The following is a 20,164-nucleotide window of genomic DNA, read 5'->3' on the forward strand; positions in this document are numbered from 1 at the left end:
CCCGGGTGCCCCGGGGGCGGCCGCGCCCGGGGCCGGGGGGGGGGCCCCAGGGGCTGGCCGGGGTGGGCGGCCCGTCGGGCGCGGGCGGCGCGCCCCCCCGCCGCGCGCCGGACGGGTCACGACGGTCGGCGCGCCACGACGACGGGGCACGACGGATCACGAGGGTGCAGCGCACCCGTCGGTTCAGTGCGCCACGACGGGAATCTTCAGCTCGTCCTCCGCGCCGGTGTCCGCGCCCCCGGCGGCGACCGTGGTCGCACTCGGCCGGCCGGTGTTGATCAGCGTCAGCGCGATCGTCGCGGAGACGGCCAGGATGCCGACCGCCCACCAGATGGCACTCGCGTAGCCGTGCACCATCGCCTGTGCCTGGAGCAGCCGCGCGTCGGTGGCGCCGGCGGCGTGGGAGGCGACGTACGCCGTGGTGGCGCTGGCCGCGATGGTGTTCAGCAGCGCCGTGCCGATCGCACCGCCGACCTGCTGCGAGGTGTTGACCATGGCGGAGGCCACGCCCGCGTCGCGCGGCTCGATGCCGTGCGTCGCCAGCGACATGGCCGGCATGAAGGCCGTGCCCATACCCAGACCCAGCAGCACCTGCGCGGGCAGGATGAGCCCGGCGTACGACGAACCGATCTCCAGCTGCGTCAGCAGCAGCATGCCGAGCGCCGCGACCAGGAAGCCGGGGCCCATCAGGTAGCGGGGCGCCACCCGCGTCATCAGGCGGGCGCCGATCTGGGTCGAGCCCGTGATCATGCCCGCGATCATCGGCAGGAAGGCGAAGCCGGTCATGACGGGCGAGTAGCCCTTCACGATCTGGAGGTAGTAGGTGAGGAAGAGGAAGAGGCCGAACATCGCGATGACGGCGAGGCCGAGCGAGGCGTAGACACCGCCGCGGTTGCGCTCCAGCAGGACGCGCAGCGGCAGCAGCGGCGACTTCACCTTGGACTCGACGGCCACGAACGCGGCGAGCAGCACGGCGGAGGCGATGAACAGGCCGATCGTGGCGCCCGCCGCCCAGCCGTCGGTCTCGGCGCGCGTGAAGCCGTACACCAGCGCGACCAGACCCAGCGTGGACAGCACGACGCCGGGGATGTCGAGCGGCGAGCGGTTGCGGCCGCCGGCCGGCTCGCGGATCACGAAGTAGGCGCCCGCCGCGGCCACGACGGCGAAGGGGATGTTGACGAAGAAGGTCCAGCGCCAGTCCAGGTACTCGGTGAGGACACCGCCCAGGATCAGGCCGACCGCGCCACCGCCGCCCGCGATCGCGCCGAAGATGCCGAACGCCTTGGCCCGCTCCTTCACGTCGGTGAACGTCACCGCGAGCAGCGACAGCGCGGCCGGCGCGAGGAGCGCGCCGAAGGCGCCCTGGAGGGCGCGCGAGCCGAGCATCATCGCCTCGTTGGTCGCGGCGCCGCCGAGCGCGGAGGCCGCGGCGAAGCCCAGCAGGCCGACGGTGAAGGTGCGCTTGCGGCCCCACAGGTCGGCGATCCGGCCGCCGAAGAGCAGCAGTCCGCCGAAGGCCAGGGCGTAAGCGGTGATGACCCACTGCCGGTTGGCGTCGGATATGCCCAGGTCGTGCTGGGCCGACGGCAGCGCGATGTTCACGATCGTCGCGTCGAGGACCACCATCAGCTGGGCGAGGGCGATGAAGACCAGCGCTTTCCAGCGGTTCGGGTCGGGAAGGAGGGTGTCGGCTGTTTTTGGCATGGAGGTGTCCACCTAGGGGTGCGAAAAGCTTGAAAGGTACGTAAGTAAGGGGTGCAGCGGCAGGGACGGGTGGGAGTCACGACTCCCGGCGCAGGCCCTCCAAGGTCGCGGGTGAGCCGGGGAGGACGGAACGCGCCGGTGCCTCCAGGCCGTCGAGGAAGAGTTGCAGGTGCCGGTGTACGAACTGGTCGAAGTGCATGCAGGCGCTGCCCGGCAGCGGCCGGGTGAGCTGGGAGAGGCCGACCAGGAGGTCGCCGACGGCCACGTCGTCGCGCAGTCGGCCGGCCCGCCGTGCGCGCGCCATGAGGCTGTCGACGGCCTCTTCGAGGCGGTCGCGCGCGGCGTGCAGTTCCGGGTGCTCCTTGTCGAAGCCGCCGGAGAGCATCGGGCACAGCGCCCCGATGCGTTCGTCGGCGGCCGCGTGGACGAAGCGGCGCAGCGCGTCGAACGGGTCGGCCTCCTCGGCGGTGGCCGCGTCGGCCTGGTCGGTGGTGCGGGACATGACGGAGACGACCACGTGGTGGATCAGGTCCTCGCGGTCGGGGAAGTGCCGGTACAGCGTCGCGTTGCCGACGCCGGCGCGGCGGGCGATCTCGTCGAGCGGCACGTCCGGGCCGAACTCGACGAACATCTCGCGCGCGGCCGTGACGATCCGCTCCCGGTTGCGCAGGGCGTCGGCCCGCGGTCGCGGGGCTCGGCGCTGAGCGGTCTCGGTGCGGGTGACGGTGGCCACGGCGCTTCCTCTCGTACGTAACCGGGTCCGAAGCGGGGATCGAATCCCCGCTTCGGCGGACACACGTGCAAACGGGGAGAGCGTCCCCGGTTATTTCCCGAAACGGCACATGTGAGCCGGATCACAGCCGAGCGCGGAAATTCGCACGATCGGGCCACCCGGCGCGCGCCCGGACGGCCCCCGGCGGAGGGTGATCGAACCAGAGCAGTCAGGGACGGCCGGCTGCCGCGGACCCGAAGGCGAATCTATGCAGCAGACCCGCCCCCGGATACGCAAGCCCCGCCACCTCGTCAGCGTCGCCGCCCTCACCGGCCTCGCCCTCACCTCCCTGACCTCCGCCGTCTCCCCGCTGGGCAGTGGTTCGAACGCGTCGGCGGGCCCGGTGTCCGCCGCCGACCAGGCCGTGTCGGTGGCCGACGAAGCCGCCCTGAAGCCGTGCCGGATCGGGGGCGCCATGGGCGTCCAGATGTCGGAGGGACTGCCGACACCGCCCGGATTCGCCCGCTCCACGGGGGACGTACGCGCCCTCACCCTGATGATCGACTTCGCGGACGCGCCGGGGAAGGGCCCGGCCCGCGACCGGTTCGAGGAGTTCTTCCCGCAGACGACGCGCTGGTTCGAGACGAGCTCGTACGGGCGACTGCGCTACCGGCCCGTCACGCCGTTCACCGACTGGGTGCGGATGCCGCTGCCCTTCGCCGCGTACGGGATAGACCGGGGCTCACCGTACGAACCCGGTTACCGCAACCTCGTCCAGGACATCATCGCGGAGACCGACGACCGGGTGGACTTCCGCGCGTACGACCTGGTCAACATCCTCGTCACGCCCAACGCCGGGCCCTCGGCCCTGGAGACCGTCCTGTCCGTCACCTTCTCCGGCCACGACGACGCGCCGCGCGCCGACGGCGTCCCGCTCTCCAACACCTCGTTCGTCTACAGCCGCCAGGACGACGGGTCCGGTTCGTACGGCGAGACGGGCTTCCGGGTGCTGCCGCACGAGAACGGCCATGTCTTCGGGCTCCCGGACCTCTACACCGTGGACGGCGGCGGGGCGGTCGGGCACTGGGACATCATGTCCGAGGACTGGGGGGCCAACAACGACCTGCTGGGCTGGCACAAGTGGAAGCTGGGCTGGCTCGACGGCGAGCAGGTCCGCTGCGCGTCCGCGCGCGGCACCACCGAGCACCTCCTCGCGCCGCTCGCCGCCCGCGACGCCGACGACCGGGCGAAGCTGGTGTTCGTACCGCTGACCGAACGGACGGGGTACGCCGTCGAGGTGCGCACCCGGGCGGGCAACGACGACGCCGTCTGCAAGCCGGGCGTCCTGATCTACCGGGTCGACGCCGACGTGGACACGGGCAACGGCCCGGTGACCGTCGCGGACAGCGAGCGCGACAGCGGGGGCTGCACGCGGCAGCCCAATGTGCACGCGGAGCTCTCGGACGCGCCGTTCGAGGAGGGCGAGACGTTCCGGGACCGGCAGCACGGAATCCGGATCTCGGTAACGGAACGCGACGAACGCGGCGACTTCCGGGTCCGGGTCACCCGGCGCTGACCACTGGCAGTCGCGGGCTGGGGCTCGGGCTCGGGGCGCTGACCCTCGACAGGGGCCCGGGTCACGCGGGCGCCGACGGCTCACCCGCCGCCGGTGGACAGGCCGGCGACGGCGGCGGCCCGCAGCTCGCGCTTGAGGACCTTCCCGGTGGCGTTGCGCGGCAGCGGTTCGTCCCGTACGAGCACATGGGCGGGCACCTTGAACGCGGCGAGGTGCCCTCCGACGTGGGCCCGCAACTCCTCCGCACCGGCCGAGGCCCCGGGCCGCAGCCGCACCACGGCGGCGACCTCCTCGCCGAGGACGGGGTGCGGGACGCCGAGCACGGCCGCGTCGAGCACGTCGGGGTGGTCGTACAGCACGCTCTCGACCTCGACGCAGTACACGTTCTCGCCGCCGCGCACGACCATGTCCTTGATCCGGTCGACGATTCCGACGCGCCCGTCCCGCACGGTCGCGAGGTCGCCGGTCCGGAACCACCCGCCGTCCGCGAAGGCCAGTGCGGTGGCTTCGGGGTCGTTCCAGTACCCGCGGAAGAGCGACTGCCCGCGCAGCCACAGCTCACCGACCTCGCCCTCCGACAGCGGCTCCCCGTGCGGCCCGGCGATGCGTACGTCGGTGCCCGGTGCGGGGCGGCCGACGCTGCCGGGATCCGCGCGGTAGGACGCGCCGAACTGGGCCGTCACGCCGCCGCAGGTCTCCGTGAGCCCGTAGCCGTTCCGCGGCTCGACGCGCTCGCCGTAACGGGCCGTGAGGCGTCCCACGAGACCGGCGGGCGCGGCGGCCCCGCCGGTGTTGAGCATGTCGAGGCTCTCCAGGCCGTCCCCGGCGGCCTCGGCGGCGTCCAGCAGCTGGAGGGCGGTGGTCGGCACGCCCGCGTAGTGCGTGACGCGGTGCTCGCGGATCAGCTCCAGCGCCCGTACGGCGTCCCACTTGCGCATGAGGACGAGGGACCCGCCGGCCGCCATGACGGAGTACAGGGCGGTGAAGGCGGCGACGTGGAAGAACGGGAACGTCATGAGGGACACCGGGGCGGGCCCCTGCCCCGGGATCCGCCCGCGCCCGAGCGCGGACAGGGCGGCGTGGAAGCGGGGGTGCGTGGCGGCCCCGGTCTGCGCGAGGTGGGTGGCGACGGCGCCCTTCGGCCGGCCGGTGGTGCCCGAGGTGTAGATGATCGTGGCGTCGTCCTCCGGGCGTACGTCGACATCGGGCGGCCCGAGGAGCGGATCGGCCCCCCGGATCCCCTCGTAGACCTCGCCCCACTCCCCCGCGTCGCCGTGGAACACCACGACACGGGGCCGCTCCTCGCGGCCCGCGAGCCACGGCCGCACGCGGGGCAGCCGCTCGCCGTCGACGAGCAGGACGGCGGGCGCGCAGTCGTCGAGCGCGTAGGCGAACTCCGGCGCGGTCCACCAGGCGTTGATCGGCACGGCGACGAGCCCGGCCAACTGGGCGGCCCAGAAAGCCACTTGCCACTCGGGGTGGTTGCGCATGGCGATGACGGCCCGGTCACCGGGCACGAGCCCGTACTCGCCGGCGAACCGCCGGGCCAGCGCGCAGGCCGCCGCGAAGAACTCGCCGTAGGTGTACGTACCGCTCTCCGCGACCAGGAACGGCTGATCCCCGTACGCCCAGGTCGCCTCGACGAACTCCCGGAGCGTCCGGGGCCCGCGGGCGTACAGCGGACCGCCGTCCTCGCCGCGTACGACTTCGAAGGGCGCCCCGGGGGCGGTCAGCGCGGCTTCGGCGGCGCGCAGCGGATCGTTGTTCGGCACGGACGGACCTCTCCAAGCGGTTGCGCAGCCCCCAGGACGCTATGCGCACCACCGCCCCCCGTCAAGGTCGATGCATAGGCCACCTTTCCTGCCGGAGACCCGTCCCGGCCCGGTCGCGACCGAGCACGGCCCACCGGCGGGCGGGTCCCACCGGCGGCGGACGGGCACCCGTCCCCGGCACCCGGCGATCTTCCCGGCCCCGAATGCTGCACCCGCACGAGCACCCATCCGGTACCCTGTGGACCGGCCCCCACGGGTGCCACAAGATCGCCTCCGTAGCTCAGGGGATAGAGCACCGCTCTCCTAAAGCGGGTGTCGCAGGTTCGAATCCTGCCGGGGGCACCAGCGCAAAGGCCCCGGACCGATCATGGTCCGGGGCCTTTGGTATCAGTTCTTTGACAGCAACGGTGGGCCGTCCGGGCCTCCCTCGCGTCATGCCGAGTGGTGGCCCTCTCGTGTGTTTTCTCCACTCGTGATGCGGCTGAGTCGTCAGCGAACGCCGGCGGCGCACAGTGCAGCTGCGGACCGTGTCGGGGAGCGACGAAGTAGTTGAGCAACAGCGACAAGGCCCGGACCGGTGGCGGTTCGGGCCTTGGGCGTCTGGCGGCGGCATCAACTCGGGCGTACAGGAACGGCATTGCCGCGTCCTGCCGTCAGGCTGCGACCCGTCGTCCGCTTCGTTGCACCGAAACGATGACGGCACTGGCGACCGTGGTCACGAGGAGGGTGCCCACCATGACCATGCCCACGCCGATCACGAAGAGGCCGCTGGCGTCGTCCGACCAGTCGTAGTAGACGGCGGCCGTCAGACCTGCCGTGGCACCGAGCACAGCGGCCGCGATGTAGTTCCGGGACGCCGCCCAGACGACCGGCACCGCCAGAGTCAGCACCAGCCCGATCACCTGCCACGCCTCGTACGGGCCGGTCGACGAGCCGTCGGGGTGCACGTCACGCTGCTGGTCCCAGCCCAGCCAGGCAGCCCACAGCGCCGACGACACGGCCGCCAGTACGAGGATCGACAACAGCTGGTGCACGGATTTCAGGGGTCCTTGGCTCATGCCCCAAGCCTTCCGGCCCGCCTCGTCCCCGACCAGCGCGCACGTACTCATCTTCGACCGAGTACGTCGCACACCGGCGCACCGGCAGGCCGGCCTCCGGTCGGTGCTTTCGTAGCCGCCACCCTGACGTTGTGACACATCGAACAAGTGTCTACAGTGGGCGGCTCCGTCGCTCGCCGTGTTGATCGTCCGGCGGGTGTGTCTTCATACTCTGGGGAGATTCATGCGCAAGCGCGCAGTCTTCGCTGTGCTCACCGCCGCCGCCGCACTCGGCGGCCTCACCGTCCCCGCGGCGTACGCCGACGAGACCGTCGGTGACATCCAGATCACCGGCGTCGCCGTCAACGGCGGCAAGAACATCGTGGTCGGCCTCGCCGACACCACCGTCACCGCCTCGCTGACCGCCACCGACCCCTCGGGCATCTGGGACGCCGACTTCCACCTGTGGCGCGGCACCGATCCCGACAACCCCGACGGTTACGTCACGCCCGACCAGGACACCACCACCGCCGACTGCGTCGCCGCGAGCGCCACCACCGCCACCTGCTCCAAGACCTTCACGTTCGAGCCGGACTGGTGGCTCACCAACGCCGACGCCGGCACGTGGAAGGTCGGCGTCGAGGCGTGGGCCGAGGACGACAGCCGGGCCGTCAGGGACGCCTACACGACCACCCGCCTCCAGCGACACTCCAAACTGACCGTCAACGCGAGCCCCGAGCCGGTCGCCAGCGGCAAGACGCTCACCGTGACCGGCAAGCTCACTCGGGCGAACTGGGACACCGGCGCGTACGCCGGTTACACCGCCCAGCCGGTCAAGCTCCAGTTCCGCAAGGCGGGCACCAGCACGTACACCACCGTCAAGACGGTCAACACCTCCAGCACCGGCTCTTTGACGACCACCGTCACCGCCTCGGCGGACGGCTACTGGCGCTGGAACTTCGCCGGTACGACGACCACCCCGGCCGTCTCTGCCGCCGGCGACTACGTCGACGTGCTGTAACGAGCACCGCCACCCAACGAGCAATCAACAAGCACCGCCAACTGGGCTACGGGCTCAGGCGGTCACCGCGCGGCAGGTCGGTCCCAACCGGACTGCCGCGCGGTGACCGGCCGGCGCCGCCGTCACGCCCGGCCCGTGGGACCCCGCCGTCACCCCCGGCACGTCAGTCGCATCTGCGCTGCCGCGTGGTGGGCACCCACAAGCTCCTCGTCGCCCCAGTCGCGTCCCCGGTCGAGGAGTTGGACGGCGAAGCGGTCGCCCTTGACCTCGTAGCTGCCGACGGACACCAGGCTGCCCCGGTGGGCGGTCTGGCGTACGGCGAAGGCGGCGTACGACGAGTCCTCGTCGTCGGGGTCGGCGAGCAGCCGGTAGAACGTGGGGTGGCCGGCCACGTCCGTGTCGCGGTGGCCCCGAGGTACGTAGACGGACAGCGCGCACTCCTCGAAGCCGGAGCCCACCTGCCACGACCAGGTCGCGGTGTTGCCGCGGTCGCGGTCCGGGGCGCCCGACATGGGGACGGCGGTGAAGCGCCCGTCGCAGGAGGCGCCGTCGTAACCGCCGGACCCGACCGTGTACCAGCCCGCGTCGCCGTTCTCGAACCGGCCGAACTCCTCGTAGTGGCCGGAGGAGCACCCCGGTCCGGCCCACGCCGAGTAGGCCGGGTGACGGGCCGGCGGCGGGCGGTCCGGGGCCTTCGGCTTCTTCGACGGCGGGCGCGGGGTGGTCCGGGCCGGCCCGGGGCTGCGGCTCGCGCTCGCGCTCGCGCTCGACGACGGTCTCGCCGTCGAAGCGGCCGTGGGGTCGAGCGGGCCGGTCGGGCCGATCCGGGTCGGTACGCCGCGGGCCAGGTCGTCGGCGTTGGCGGCGGGGCCGCCCGTACCGCCACCGCTGTCGCCGTCCGGGTCGGCCAGCAGGGTGGCCGACGTGACGAGCACCGCCACGGCGAGCACGACCGCCGTGGCCAGCAGCGCCTTCCTCGGCCGGGAGAGGGTGGACAGGCGGCCCGCCAGCGTCTCGCGGGCGACCCACGATCCGCCGGCCACCCGGCCGTCGCCCGCGACGGTCCCGCACACCGGACAGGCCATGCCCGGCAGCGCACCTCTGCGCCCGTCACCGCACCGTACGCACACCATGAAGACCTTCTCGCACCCGAGCTAGTGGACCGGCCCGAGCGGATCGGCCCGACCAGGGCTCGAACTGAGCCTGGGACGAGCCTGACCGGTCGGCCAGTGGCCCCCGCAGTTGAAGGGGACCACTATGCACGAGCCCGCCGCCGTGAGACAGGGGGTGCGCACGATCGAACGCTCATGGGCACGGAAGGAGTCCGACTCCCCGGAGCGGTTCGGTCCGTATCCGCGCCCGCCTCCTCGTCCGCACCCGCCTCCGCCCCCATCTCCGCGTCCGCGCCCGCCCTGGTCCTACGGGCGTCCGCCTAGTCCTCCGAGTCCTCCGGACCGCCCACGTCCACCGGGCCGTCGCCGTCCCGGCCCCGGGGTTGCAGCTCCACCTGGATGCGGTGGGTGGTGTCGCTCGACGTCGTCCTGCCCGCCTCCGCCGTGACCACCCCGATGCGCAGGCCGCCCTTGCCGCCTGTCTCCCGGCGGACCTGTACGGCGAACTCCAGGCTCACCTTCTCCACCCGGAAGCGCAGCCCGCTGGCCGCCCCCCGCCGCTGGGCCTCCTCAAGGTCGGCCCGCACCTGGCTGATCACATCCGCGAGTTCCGCACTCGGCATCTCGCCTTCGGCGCTCATTTCCCTCACATCCCCCCACTGCCGCGAAGGCCCCATTGTCACCCCCCGCGACTATGCTGGTACAGCATGGGGGCGTCACTGGAGGACAACAACTTCCGTACTGATCAAGAGACTTGGCGAGTACGGCTGCGCCTGCCCGGCCCGCGGGGGGCGGTGCTCGGCGCCGGTGTGCTGCTCGGGGACGGACTGGTCCTGACCTGCGCCCACGTCATCAAAATCGCCGGTACGAACGAGCACCAGCCGGCCGTGACCGTCGAGTTCCCCGGGTCCGGTGGCGGTGCTCCCGCCGGTCTGCGCGCCCACGTCGTACCGGACCACTGGGTTCCGCGCGCTGCCGACCACAGCGGCGACCTCGCCCTGCTCCAGCTCTCCGGGCCGCCGCCCGTGACCACGCACGCCACGCTCCGCCGCCTGCCGACCATCTGGAACCGTCGGGTCCATTTCGCCGGTTACCCCTCCCGCCTCAGCGGCGGGAAATGGGCCGAGGCGCTCATCAAGGGGCCGGGCGGGCCAGGCGACGAGTGGGTGCAGATCGATCCGGTGACGGAGGCCGACACCGTCATGCGGCGGTTCAGCGGCGCCGGAGTCGTCGACAACACGACCGGGCACGTCATCGGCATCGTCGTCAGCAAGCTCGACTCCGAGCGCGAGGGCGCGCGCCACCGGCACGGATACATGATCCCGACCGGCACGATCGTCAAGCATCTCGACCTCGTACGGGAGCGCTTCGTGAGCGGCCGCCGCCCGGTTCCGGCGACCCTTTCCGTCGACCCCGCCACGCTGGCCGCCGTTCCTGACCTCCTCGACGGCGACCCGGACGTCCTCACGGCCGCACCGGCGGCGCCGGCCACCGCCCCGGCCGGCGCACCCGCCGGCCACCCGGGCCCCACGGACGCCACCGGCCCCGCCTCCGCCGCGATCCGCCCTCCCGGCAGCGACGGCGCCGGCCCCTCTCTCGCCCGCCGGGGCTTCGCACGCTGGCTCACCCGCTGGCTGGCGGGCGAGGACGACATGGCCGACGTGGAGATCACCTTCGTACGGGAGGAGGACCGGGACGCCGCCCTCGCCCTGCGCACCACCCTCACCCTCGCCGACCGCGAGCAGTCCCCCCGCACCTCCGTCGCCGTCGCAGGACCCGGCCGCAGCGCCACCGCGCCCCGCGCAGGCAGCCTGGATCTCGCCGTCGACGCGCGCGGCAAGTCCCCGGCGCGGATCGCCGAGGAGATAGCCGAGGTCATGGCGCTCGACGGCCCCGGCCTCCTGCCGCTTCCCGAACGCATCGCGGCCGACGCCCTGCCGCTGACCACGGTGGCCCGCGGTGTGGACGACGCCCTCCAGCCGGTGGAGACCGTCGAACTGCTGCACAAACTGGTGCGGCGCGGCGGGCGGCTGCTGCTCGTCTTCGGGCGGTTCGAGTCCCCCGCCCTGCACCGTACGTACGAACTCCTCCTCGAACCGGACCGCGCCCGGCGCTGGCTGGACCGCATCGGGGGACGCGTCCGTACGCTCGCCGACACGGAGGAGTCCGCACGGGAGTTACGGCGGCGGGCCGCGACCTGTGTCACGCCCCTCCCCGTCGTGCGCCGGTACGCGCCCGACCTGGAGCTCAAGGCGGCCCGCCTCGAAGCCGACCCGCGGCAGGGCACGACAGGCTTCCTCGCCAAGCTGTCGTACGTCGAGCGGAACGCGGAGGGCGCCCTGCTGGAGGCGGAGACCGCGCACCGCAGGCTGGCCTGGCAGCTCGCCCGCCACCAAGACCTGCGCGGCCTCCTCGACGGCCACTTGGCGCGCCTGGCCGCCCACGGCCTGGCCGAGACGGCGGCCGCCGCCCATCAGGAGGCGCAGCGGCTGCTGACCGACGGTCCGTGCGAGCTTGAGGTGGCGGAGGCGGCGGTCGACCGGTTCGTACGAGAGGCCCGAGACGCCCTCGCCGCCCGCACGGCGAGCGCGCCGCACCAGGCGCCGGGACACGCGATGCCACACCCGGCGCCGGAGGCTGGGGAAGCGGCGGCGGCGACGACGGACGCGGCGGCCACAGCCGCCACGCCCCTCACAAGCGCCACAGACGTCACGAACGCTACATACGCCACAGACGCCGCGGCAGAAGGCGACCGATGAGGCCCTGTCCGCACCCCGGATGCACCGGCCACGTCACCGAGACCGGCTTCTGCGACCTCACCGGCCTGCCGGTCGACGGCGAGACGGAAGCCGCCGCACAACAGAGGGCGACGACGGCGGCGGCGGAGGCCCGGGCGGTGCGGCGCTCGGCCCGTTCCGCCGCCCGGTTCGTGCTCTCCGGCGGCGGCGAGCACCTGATGGATCTGCCGCTCGTCCAGGTCCCCGACCCCGCCCTCCTCGTGGAGTCCGCCGAGGACCGGCCCCCGTCCCACGTCATGCGGTGCGGCAACCCGAACTGCACGGAACTGATCGGCTTCGTGACGACGGAGGGGCGCTGCACCTGCGGTACGCCGTACTCGCTCAAGCCCCAGCTGACCGCCGACGACGTACTCGCCGACCAGTACCGGGTCGTCGGGCCCATCGCCCACGGCGGCCTCGGGTGGGTCTACCTCGCCGAGGACACCCAGCTCTACCGCCGGCCCGTCGCGCTCAAGGGCCTGCGCAACCCGCACAGTTCGATGGCCCGCGAAGTCGCGCTGCGCGAGCGGCGGCACCTCACCGACCTCAACCACAAGGACGTCATCCGCGTCATCAACTACGCGACGCACCGCCCCACCGGCACCGACTACATCGTGATGGAGTTCGCCGCCGGGATGCCGCTGCACCAGATCGCGGAGCGGATCGCACGTGACGAGACGCCGTTCGACGGCGACCGCGTGCACGAGTTCATCGTGAGTTACGGGATCCGCATCCTCGACGCACTCGACTACCTGCACACGCACAAGCGCAAGGTGTACGGCGACATGAAGCCGGACAACGTCATGCACTGCGACGACGGAATCAAGATCATCGACGTGGGCGGGGTACGGGACTTCGACGCGCCCGGCCCGTACACCGATCCCTACCGGGCCCCCGAGGTGGCGGAGGACGGCAGCGGGGCCCACCCGCAGTCCGACCTCTACAGCGTCGGCGTGACCCTGCGCGAGCTCACCGAGGCGGCGCACCACCCCGCCCCCGGCCTCGGCGCCGAGTCGCTGCGCCGCGCGCTGGCCCGCGCCACCGAGGAGAAGCCCCGCAAACGGTTCGCCACGGCCGCCGAGATGTCGCTCCAGCTGCGCGGAGTCATACGGGAGTTGCGCTCCCTGCGCCTCGGTACGGAAACCTTCGAGCCCTCCCGCCTGTTCGAACCGGCGTCCGCCGCGCTCGACGGCGGGCTCGGTGAGGCGCCCGCGCTCGACGCCTGGGCCTACGGCACCCACCGCCTCCCCCTCACCGCCGCGCGGCCGTCCCCCGACGAGGTCGCGGCGGGCCTGCCCGTGCCCAGGACCGACCCCGACGACCCGCAGGCGGCGTCCCTCGCCCGCATCTCGCACGACGCCCCGGGCCTGCTGGAACTGCTGGCGGACTGGACGCCGTCGCCGGAGCTGCACCTCCTGCGCTGCCGCCTCCACCTCGGCCTGGCCCGCCGCACGTCCACCGACCGGCCCCGCCACCGGGCCGAGGCGCGCCGCGAGCTCCGCCTGGCCGCCGCTCTCGTCGGCCGGATGGCCCCGCACGACTGGCGGCTGCACTGGCACGCCGGACTGCGGCACCTGTGCGACGACCGGATGGCCGAGGCCCGCAGGCGGTTCGACCTCGTCTACGACTCGCTGCCCGGCGAGTACGCCCCGAAGCTCGCCCTGGGGTACTGCCACGAACGGCTCGGCCGGCCGGACCGCGCCAGGGACTACTACGAGGCGGTCTGGCTCCGCAACCACTCCCTCGGCAGCGCCGCGTTCGGCCTCGCGCGCATCCATCTCGCCCGGCAGGAGAGGGAGAAGGCCCTGGACATCCTGGAGCGCGTGCCCAAGGACTCGCGGCACCGCACGGCCGCGCGTACGGCGATCGTGCGGATCCTGGCGGGCCGGCGGCCGCCGGACGGATCGCCGCCGCCCCTGGCGTCCCTCGCCGCCGCGCTCGCCCGGGTCACCCGGCTGCGCGAGGAGGGGCTGACGGACCGGCACGCGACGCTGCGGCTGGAGACGCACATCACGGAGGTCGTACTCGACTGGGTCCTGGGGGCGCCGGACGACCCGGGGGGCGTACAGCCTCGGCTGGCCGAACTGCGCGAGCGCGTCCAGGACGGCGGACTCACCGAGAACAGGCTGCGCAGACGCCTCGAGGAGGCGTACCGGGGCCTGGCCCAGCAGGCCGGCGACGTACGCGCGCACGCGCTGCTGGACCTGGCCAACGGCGTACGGCCACTGCGCTGGACACACAAGGAGCACCCATGGCTCAGCACGGCACAGAGGGCGGCGACGACGCGGGAGGCGGGGAAGGCGGCCCGGGCGCCCCTTCGGCGGGAGTCGTCACCCTCGAAGTGAGCCAGCAGCCCTACGTCTCCGCCGAACGCGGCGAGGAGGGCGGGACGCGCATGTGCGCCGTGGTGACCGTGACGGTGGCCCTGCCCACGGCCGGGGAGGGGGAGCCGGCCCCCGCGCCCCCCGCACGGGCCGAGGTCCTGCTCCTCGACTGCTCCGCCTCCATGGGCCATCCGCGCGAGAAGCTGTGGGCCGCCCAGGAGGCGGCGGCCGAGGCGATACGCGCGCTGCCCGACGGCACGTACTTCGCCGTCGTCGCCGGACGCCACACGGCGGAGCTGGTCTACCCGGCCGGCCCCCTCGCGTCCGCCGCCCCCGTACGGGCCGACGTCACCACCCGCAAGGAGGCCCAGGACGCCGTGGAACGCCTGGCTCCGAGCGGCGGCACGGCCATCGGCAGCTGGCTGGCCCTGGCCCGCGCCCTGTTCGGGCGCCGCCCGGGGCCCGCCGTCCGGCACGCGCTGCTACTCAGCGACGGCCGCAACGAGCACGAGCGGCCGGACGCCCTGGCCGCCGAACTGGCCGCCTGCTCCGGTCTTTTCACCTGCGACGCCATCGGCGTCGGGGAGGACTGGGACCCGGACGAGCTGCACCTGGTGGCCGGGCGTCTCGACGGCAGGGCCGACGCCGTACGCGACCTCGACGCGCTGCCCGGCCGGTTCCGCAGTGTCACGGCCGAGTCCACCGCCCGCTCGGTCACCGGCCTGCGGCTGCGCCTCACGCACCGCGCGGGCAGCGCCCCGCTCACCGTGCGGCAGGTCCACCCCACCCGCCGGGACCTGCTGCCGGAGGGCCTGGCGGTCGACGACCGGTGCGTGGAGTTCCGCACGCCTCCGTGGGGCAGCGAGACCCGGGAGTACCTGGTGTGCGTGGCCGCCTCCCGTGCGCCGCGGGACCCGGTCGACCGGGACCTGTGGCTGGCCGACGTGAAGATCGTGCGGGTGCCGGAAGAGGACGCGCCGGAAGAGGACGCACCGGAGGAGGACGCACCCGACGCACCCCACGAGGGAGGGCAGAACGGAGCCGCACCCGAAGAGGCCGTACCGACCGGGGCCGTGCGGGAGGGTTCCGCACAGGCCGTACCGCACGAGGAAGTGCAGGAGGGTTCCACACCCCGGCAGGGCGCGCCGCTGCTCCCCCCGGCGCGGCCCGTGCTGGTCCACTGGACGCGCCGTCGCGACCTCTACAGCGCCTACGACGCCAAGGTGGCGCACTACGCCCATCACGACGCTCTCGTCCGCGGCCTGGAAGCGGGCCGCGCCGCCCTGCGCGCGGGCGACGCGCAGGGGGCCCGCGCCGCCTGGGGCGAGGCCGTGCGCCGGGCCCACGCCATGGGCAACGAGCCCATGCTGCAACGGCTCGGCGACGTCGTGCGGATCATCGACGCGGCCGGCGGCGAGGTCGAGATACGCCCCGACATCCGGCCGCTCGACATCAACTCGGCGATGGTGCTGCGCGCCCACAGCACGATGCTGCCCCGGCGCCCCCAGGCGCCGCGCGAGCCCCGGGACGGTGACGCGTGAGGGCGTACCGGCCGCGCGCGTTCTGGCGCTCGGCCACCGGGGCCGACGGCGTCTCCACCGTCGGCTACGTGCGCCGCCAGCTCACCTGGCTCCTCGCGCTGACCGCCGTCGGCGGTGCGGCGCTCTTCGGCGCGTACGACGCGGTGCACCGCGACTCCGTGGCGATCCGCGAGCGCACCGGCCCCGCCGTCGTCGAGCTGGCCAGGGCGCACGCCTTTCTGCGCCAGGCCCACACGACGGCCCACGAGCACCTGGAGTACCGGGCGGACCACCACGGGTGGCCGGACATCCTACCGCGCGGCGAGGAGTACCGGACCCAGGTGGCCGAGGCGAAGAGCAGCCTCGCCCGGGCCGCCGCCACCGGCTCCCTGGGCCGCGAGGACCGCCAGACCCTGCGCATCGTGTCCGGGCTCGTCGACAGCTACGCCCTGCGCATCGACGGCGCGTGGACCCAGTCGCACGAGCCGAAGCTGAGCGGCGCGAACCTCGCGTACGCGCGGCGGATGATGCACGAGGGCGAGACCGGCATCCTGGCCCGGATCAGCGCGCTCCAGTCCCGGCAGACCGCCGCGCTCGGCCACCAGGAGGACTGGGGCGCCGCGCCGCTGCTGGCGTGGCCGGTGGCGCTCACGGCCTGCGCGCTGCTCGGTGTGCGCCTGGTGGGCGTGCAGGTGTTCCTGCGGCGGCGCTTCCGGCTGCGGCTGAGTGTGCCGCTGGCGGCGGTGACGCTCCTGCTGGCGGCCGTCCCCGTGCTCGCGTTCGGGACCTGGCAGGCGCACACGGGCCAGACGGGGATGCAGCGGGCGGTCGCCCCACTGACGGCGGACGGCACCCTCGGCGCCCGGGCGGGGGCCGTCGCGGACGCCGACGCGGGCATCGAGAAGGCCGTACGGGAGGCGAACACGGAAGGCTGGGCCGGGCTCACGGTGTTCGTCCCGCTCGGCACCGCACTGATGGCGGGGGTCGTCCTGTGGACGCTCCAGTCGCTGCTCGCCGAGTACGCCGTTCCCCGGAGCCCCGCAGGAGGCCGCACGTGAGACGTCCCCGCCCCCGCCGCCGTGCGTCGCGCCTCCTGCTCTCCCTGAGCCTCCTCGCCGGGCTCGCCCTGTCGTCCGCCGCGTGCGCGCAGGAACCGCCGCAGGTCGTGAGCGTCCTCGGACCCTGGACCGGTGACGAGCAGGCGAGCTTCGAGAAGGTACTCGACCGGTTCACGAAGAAGCACGGGATCGCGTACGACTACCAGGGCACGACGTCGCTGCGCGAGACGCTGCTCGCCCAGGTGGAGGCCGGATCGCCGCCGGACATCGCCGTACTGAACAGCCTGGGCGAGCTCACCGAGTACGCGCACCAGGGTGTGCTCGTGCCGCTTCCCGAGAACGTCCGCCAGCGTTCCCCGGAACCGTGGGCCCCCGAACTCACCGTGAACGGCCGCAAGAACGCCTACTGGACCCCCGTCAAGGTGGACCTGAAGAGCGTGGTCTGGCACTACCCGGGCCGCACGGCAGGCAAGGGCGACTGGTGCGTCGGCATGGGGTCCGGTGCGACGACGGGGTGGCCCGGCAGCGACTGGATCGAAGACATCCTGCTCCAGAAGCACGGCCCGGAGGTGTACGAGCTGTGGGCGACCGGCGAACTGGCCTGGACCAGCCGCAAGGTCCGCGACGCCTGGGAGACCTGGGGCCGGCTGATGGCCCCGGGCGGCGACAGACGCCAGGTGGACGCCGCCCTCGCCAACGACTTCAACGGCCCGGACGGCAGGGGGCTGCTGCGCCGCTCCGGCGACGGGTGCCGCCGCGAGCACCAGGGCAGCTTCGTCCGGCGGCTGTACGACGAGGACATCGCGTACGTCCCGACCTCACGGGCCGTCCCCGGGCTGCGCAACGCGCGGGGCGCGTACGAGGTCGCGGGCGACATGGCGGCGCTGTTCGACGACACGGCCGGGGCGCGGGCCCTGATCACCTACCTCACCGGTGACCAGGCGCGGGCCACCTGGGCGCGGGCGGTGCCCGAGGGCAGCCGGCCGTTCTTCCCCGTCTCCGTCGGCTCGTACGGCGAGGGCTGGTCGAACCGGGCGGTGAACGCGACCCTGACGGGCGCGAGACGGCTGTGCGCCGACGCGTCCGACGTCATGCCGCCAGGGGTGCGGGGCGCCTTCTACCGGGCGGTGCTGGAGTTCCTCGCGGCCCCGGCCGACGACAAACTGCTCACGGGCCTGCTGAAGCAGCTGGAGGACGAACGGAAGCGGCACCTCGAACTCGGCACGCCCCGCGTGCCGTCGGTCTGCGCGGCCCCGACGGCCGGGGCGGTGACTCCCTAGGCGGCGCCGGCCCGGGGAGTGACCGCGGCCCCGGCGGCCTGGGCGGTCACTCCCCGGGCGTGTCCCTCAGCGCAGCTCCTCGGGGCACGCCGTCCCCCGGGTGAGGCCGTAGGGCGCGGCCAGCCGGTACACCCCGGCCCGCGGCGCGAGCAGTTGCGTCCACTCGTCACCGGCCGCGTCCTCGTCCGCCTTCAACAGGCAGCCGTTCGGGTTGGTGAACTCGCGGGGGGTCTGCCCCCGCAGCTTCGATTCCGGCGTCTCCTCCGGCGGTTCGACGCGCTCGCCCTCGGCGTCGACAAGACCCAGCCACGGCGAGTACGGGATCCGGATCAGGACCCGGCCCGCGCTCTTCACCCGGATCGTCAGCTCGCCCGCGCCCGCCCGGTCCACCGTCGCGGGCGGGTCGGCCAGCGGCGTCGGGTCGTCGACCCGGAAGAGCTGCCAGTTGTCGTCGGCCCAGACCGGTTCGAGGTACGGCTGCCCGGCGCGTACGAGTTCGTACTCCTGCGTGGCGCCCGAGCGGTCCGGGTCGCCCTTGGGCAGCACGACGTAGTGCACGGCCCAGCGGTCCAGCCACTCGCGGTACGAGTCGGGGTCGAGCGTGTCGTCGTAGAAGAGCGGATTGCGCTCCATGTCGGCCTGCCGGTTCCAGCCGCGCGCGAGATTGACGTACGGAGCGAGCGCCGACGCCTCCCGGTGGCTGCTGGCCGGCACCACCTCGACCCGGCCCTTCTCCGCGCCGGCGTTCTGCAACTGGTTGACCAGGGGGGCCAGTTCACGTGCCCAGGACGCGGTCGGCGCGGTGCGGACGACGTCGTCGACGCTCTTGTAGCCGATCCAGACGTGGAAACCGGCGAGGGCGACCAGGACGGCGTACCACTTGACCGTGCGCGGCGCGGTGAACGGCAGCGCGGCCAGCAGCACGACACCGGCGAACACCATCGCGAGACGCGACACGTTGCTGCCGATCTGGGAGTCGATCAGCCAGGTCAGCAGCACCCCGACGGCGTAGACGGCGGCTCCCGTACGGACCGTCTTCCAGTCCTCCGGCACGAGCACGGCCACCAGGACGCCGAACAGGAACGGCAGCGACGCCGTCCCGACCGACATGGGCTGAGTGCCGGAGAACGGGAAGAGCCAGGACGACAGCGCGACGACGAGGACGGGCGCCAGGCCGAGCGCGTAGGCCCCCGGGCGGCGCTTGTTGAGGAACAGCGCGGCGGCCACGACACCGAGGAAGAGGCCCGCGACGGGGCTGCTCGCGGTGGCGAGCCCCGCGAGCGGCGCGGCGACGGCCGCCTTCGCCCACCGGTTGGCGGCCCAGCGGCGCGGCCAGCAGAACACCGCCGCGACCGCGCCCAGCGCGAACATCATGCCGAGACCGAAGGTGACGCGGCCCGACAACGCGTTGCAGAAGAAGGCGAAGACGCCGGCGAGCGCGCACCACAGGGGGGTGCGGACCGCCTTGACGCGGACCAGGATCAACGCGGTCAGGGCGGCGGACACGGTACCGACGATCATCATCGTCGTACGGACGCCTAGGACGGACATCAGGTACGGCGAGACCACGCTGTACGACACCGGGTGCATGCCGCCGTACCAGGCGAGGTTGTACGCGGAGTCGGGGTGGCGGCCGACGAACTCGGCCCAGGCGTCCTGCGCGGCGAGGTCGCCGCCGCTGTTCGCGAAGCAGAAGAACCACACGACGTGGACCACCGCGGCGAGGGCGGTGGCGACGGCGACGGGGTGCCGCAGGAAGCCGCCCGTCCGGCCGCCGTCCGGTCCGGCGGGACCGCCGCCGCCGGTCGCATCGCGGGGCGGTACGGGCGTGTCCCGGGCGGCGTGCGCGGCCCGCTCGGCGTGCCGCGGGCCCGGCTCGGCGCCCTGCCCGGCCCGACGCGCACCCGGCTCGGGACTCCGGTCCGAAGCCGACCCGGCAGCCGTCCCCGAACCCGACCCGGCGGCCGTCCCCGAACCCGATCCGGCAGCCGTGCCCGAAGCCGACCCGGGAGTCACCCCGGCGGCCCCCTCGGCAGTCGCCCCCGTGCGCGGCCGTATGCCGCCGTCCCGTATCCCGGTGCCGCCCTTGCGGCCGGCGTCGTCCCCGTCCCCGCCCTCGGCGCGCATCGGCTCAGCGGTGGTCATTGCGGCTCTCCCCGTCTCCCCCGGGTACCAGCACCCCCCGGCACGCAGGAGGACGCCGTCCCCGCGTCCCGTAGTTGCCCGGACGCCCACACGCGGTGTCCGCGCGCTGCCGCCGGTTCCCGTGCC

14 protein-coding genes and 1 tRNA gene are annotated in these 20,164 nt (G+C 73.7%); 8 read left to right on the forward strand and 7 right to left on the reverse strand.

The genetic code is table 11. From position 1 onward, the window contains the following. Window positions 1-183: 183 nt before the first annotated feature. Together ACWGH0_RS17725 and ACWGH0_RS17730 are read right to left on the reverse strand one after the other, a co-directional pair. On the reverse strand, window positions 184-1,704 hold the full coding sequence (locus tag ACWGH0_RS17725) for an MFS transporter (protein WP_453405068.1): 1,521 nt from the start codon (window positions 1,702-1,704) through the stop codon (window positions 184-186). A gap of 76 nt (window positions 1,705-1,780) precedes the next feature. Next, complete coding sequence (locus ACWGH0_RS17730; RefSeq protein WP_453405069.1) at window positions 1,781-2,437, reverse strand: TetR/AcrR family transcriptional regulator; 657 nt, start codon at window positions 2,435-2,437, stop codon at window positions 1,781-1,783. Window positions 2,438-2,684: 247 nt separating this feature from the next. Between ACWGH0_RS17730 and ACWGH0_RS17735 the strand changes: the two genes are divergently transcribed. Continuing rightward, window positions 2,685-3,992, forward strand: a complete 1,308-nt coding sequence (locus ACWGH0_RS17735) for a M6 family metalloprotease domain-containing protein (protein ID WP_453405070.1) — start codon at window positions 2,685-2,687, stop codon at window positions 3,990-3,992. A gap of 80 nt (window positions 3,993-4,072) precedes the next feature. On the opposite strand, the gene ACWGH0_RS17740 is transcribed toward ACWGH0_RS17735, so the two are convergent. After that, window positions 4,073-5,764, reverse strand: coding sequence for a class I adenylate-forming enzyme family protein (locus ACWGH0_RS17740; RefSeq protein WP_453405071.1), 1,692 nt, complete (start codon window positions 5,762-5,764; stop codon window positions 4,073-4,075). 269 nt (window positions 5,765-6,033) lie between these two features. Between ACWGH0_RS17740 and ACWGH0_RS17745 the strand changes: the two genes are divergently transcribed. Further along, window positions 6,034-6,109 (forward strand) — tRNA-Arg (locus ACWGH0_RS17745). A 308-nt stretch (window positions 6,110-6,417) separates the two neighbouring features. Here the strand turns inward: ACWGH0_RS17745 and ACWGH0_RS17750 are convergent. Then, window positions 6,418-6,822 (reverse strand): hypothetical protein, encoded by a 405-nt coding sequence (locus ACWGH0_RS17750; RefSeq protein WP_453405072.1) that lies wholly within the window; start codon window positions 6,820-6,822, stop codon window positions 6,418-6,420. A gap of 223 nt (window positions 6,823-7,045) precedes the next feature. On the opposite strand from ACWGH0_RS17750, the gene ACWGH0_RS17755 reads away from it, so the two are divergent. Further along, window positions 7,046-7,822, forward strand: a complete 777-nt coding sequence (locus ACWGH0_RS17755) for a calcium-binding protein (RefSeq protein WP_453405073.1) — start codon at window positions 7,046-7,048, stop codon at window positions 7,820-7,822. Window positions 7,823-7,971: 149 nt separating this feature from the next. Here the strand turns inward: ACWGH0_RS17755 and ACWGH0_RS17760 are convergent, their stop codons facing one another. Together ACWGH0_RS17760 and ACWGH0_RS17765 are read right to left on the reverse strand one after the other, a co-directional pair. Next, entirely contained in the window at window positions 7,972-8,955 is a 984-nt protein-coding gene (locus ACWGH0_RS17760; protein ID WP_453405074.1) for an adhesin, read from the reverse strand. Window positions 8,956-9,254: 299 nt separating this feature from the next. After that, window positions 9,255-9,575, reverse strand: a complete 321-nt coding sequence (locus tag ACWGH0_RS17765; protein ID WP_453405075.1) for a trypco2 family protein — start codon at window positions 9,573-9,575, stop codon at window positions 9,255-9,257. 66 nt (window positions 9,576-9,641) lie between these two features. Here ACWGH0_RS17765 and ACWGH0_RS17770 point away from each other — a divergent pair, with 66 nt between their 5' ends. From ACWGH0_RS17770 to ACWGH0_RS17790, 5 genes are read left to right on the forward strand one after another with little or no spacing between them, the layout of a single operon-like run. Beyond that, window positions 9,642-11,693, forward strand: a complete 2,052-nt coding sequence (locus ACWGH0_RS17770) for a trypsin-like peptidase domain-containing protein (protein ID WP_453405076.1) — start codon at window positions 9,642-9,644, stop codon at window positions 11,691-11,693. After that, the gene (locus ACWGH0_RS17775; RefSeq protein ID WP_453405077.1) at window positions 11,690-14,056 is read left to right on the forward strand and encodes a tetratricopeptide repeat protein; all 2,367 of its coding nucleotides are present in this window, start codon (window positions 11,690-11,692) and stop codon (window positions 14,054-14,056) included. Before ACWGH0_RS17770 ends, ACWGH0_RS17775 begins: the two co-directional genes overlap by 4 nt. After that, on the forward strand, window positions 13,963-15,576 hold the full coding sequence (locus tag ACWGH0_RS17780) for a VWA domain-containing protein (RefSeq protein ID WP_453405078.1): 1,614 nt from the start codon (window positions 13,963-13,965) through the stop codon (window positions 15,574-15,576). The genes ACWGH0_RS17775 and ACWGH0_RS17780 overlap by 94 nt, the downstream gene beginning before the upstream one ends. Beyond that, window positions 15,573-16,613 carry a hypothetical protein gene (locus ACWGH0_RS17785; protein ID WP_453405079.1) on the forward strand — a complete coding sequence of 347 codons (1,041 nt, stop codon included), beginning with the start codon at window positions 15,573-15,575 and terminating at the stop codon, window positions 16,611-16,613. Before ACWGH0_RS17780 ends, ACWGH0_RS17785 begins: the two co-directional genes overlap by 4 nt. Further along, a complete protein-coding gene (locus ACWGH0_RS17790; protein ID WP_453405080.1) occupies window positions 16,610-17,893 on the forward strand; it encodes an extracellular solute-binding protein in 1,284 nt (427 codons plus the stop codon). The genes ACWGH0_RS17785 and ACWGH0_RS17790 overlap by 4 nt, the downstream gene beginning before the upstream one ends. A gap of 66 nt (window positions 17,894-17,959) precedes the next feature. Here ACWGH0_RS17790 and ACWGH0_RS17795 read toward each other — a convergent pair whose 3' ends face one another. Next, complete coding sequence (locus tag ACWGH0_RS17795; RefSeq protein ID WP_453405081.1) at window positions 17,960-20,038, reverse strand: MFS transporter; 2,079 nt, start codon at window positions 20,036-20,038, stop codon at window positions 17,960-17,962. Between the last annotated feature and the right edge of the window lie 126 nt (window positions 20,039-20,164).

The sequence above is a fragment of the Streptomyces sp. NPDC054887 genome (genome assembly GCF_053610585.1).

Coding starts and splice junctions, on each gene's coding strand:
- ACWGH0_RS17765 (WP_453405075.1), bottom strand. CDS start 9,575: ATGAGCGCCGAAGGCGAGATGCCGAGTGCGGAACTCGCGGATGTGATC.
- ACWGH0_RS17780 (WP_453405078.1), top strand. CDS start 13,963: ATGGCTCAGCACGGCACAGAGGGCGGCGACGACGCGGGAGGCGGGGAA.
- ACWGH0_RS17795 (WP_453405081.1), bottom strand. CDS start 20,038: ATGACCACCGCTGAGCCGATGCGCGCCGAGGGCGGGGACGGGGACGAC.
- ACWGH0_RS17750 (WP_453405072.1), bottom strand. CDS start 6,822: ATGAGCCAAGGACCCCTGAAATCCGTGCACCAGCTGTTGTCGATCCTC.
- ACWGH0_RS17735 (WP_453405070.1), top strand. CDS start 2,685: ATGCAGCAGACCCGCCCCCGGATACGCAAGCCCCGCCACCTCGTCAGC.
- ACWGH0_RS17770 (WP_453405076.1), top strand. CDS start 9,642: ATGGGGGCGTCACTGGAGGACAACAACTTCCGTACTGATCAAGAGACT.
- ACWGH0_RS17760 (WP_453405074.1), bottom strand. CDS start 8,955: ATGGTGTGCGTACGGTGCGGTGACGGGCGCAGAGGTGCGCTGCCGGGC.
- ACWGH0_RS17725 (WP_453405068.1), bottom strand. CDS start 1,704: ATGCCAAAAACAGCCGACACCCTCCTTCCCGACCCGAACCGCTGGAAA.
- ACWGH0_RS17755 (WP_453405073.1), top strand. CDS start 7,046: ATGCGCAAGCGCGCAGTCTTCGCTGTGCTCACCGCCGCCGCCGCACTC.
- ACWGH0_RS17775 (WP_453405077.1), top strand. CDS start 11,690: ATGAGGCCCTGTCCGCACCCCGGATGCACCGGCCACGTCACCGAGACC.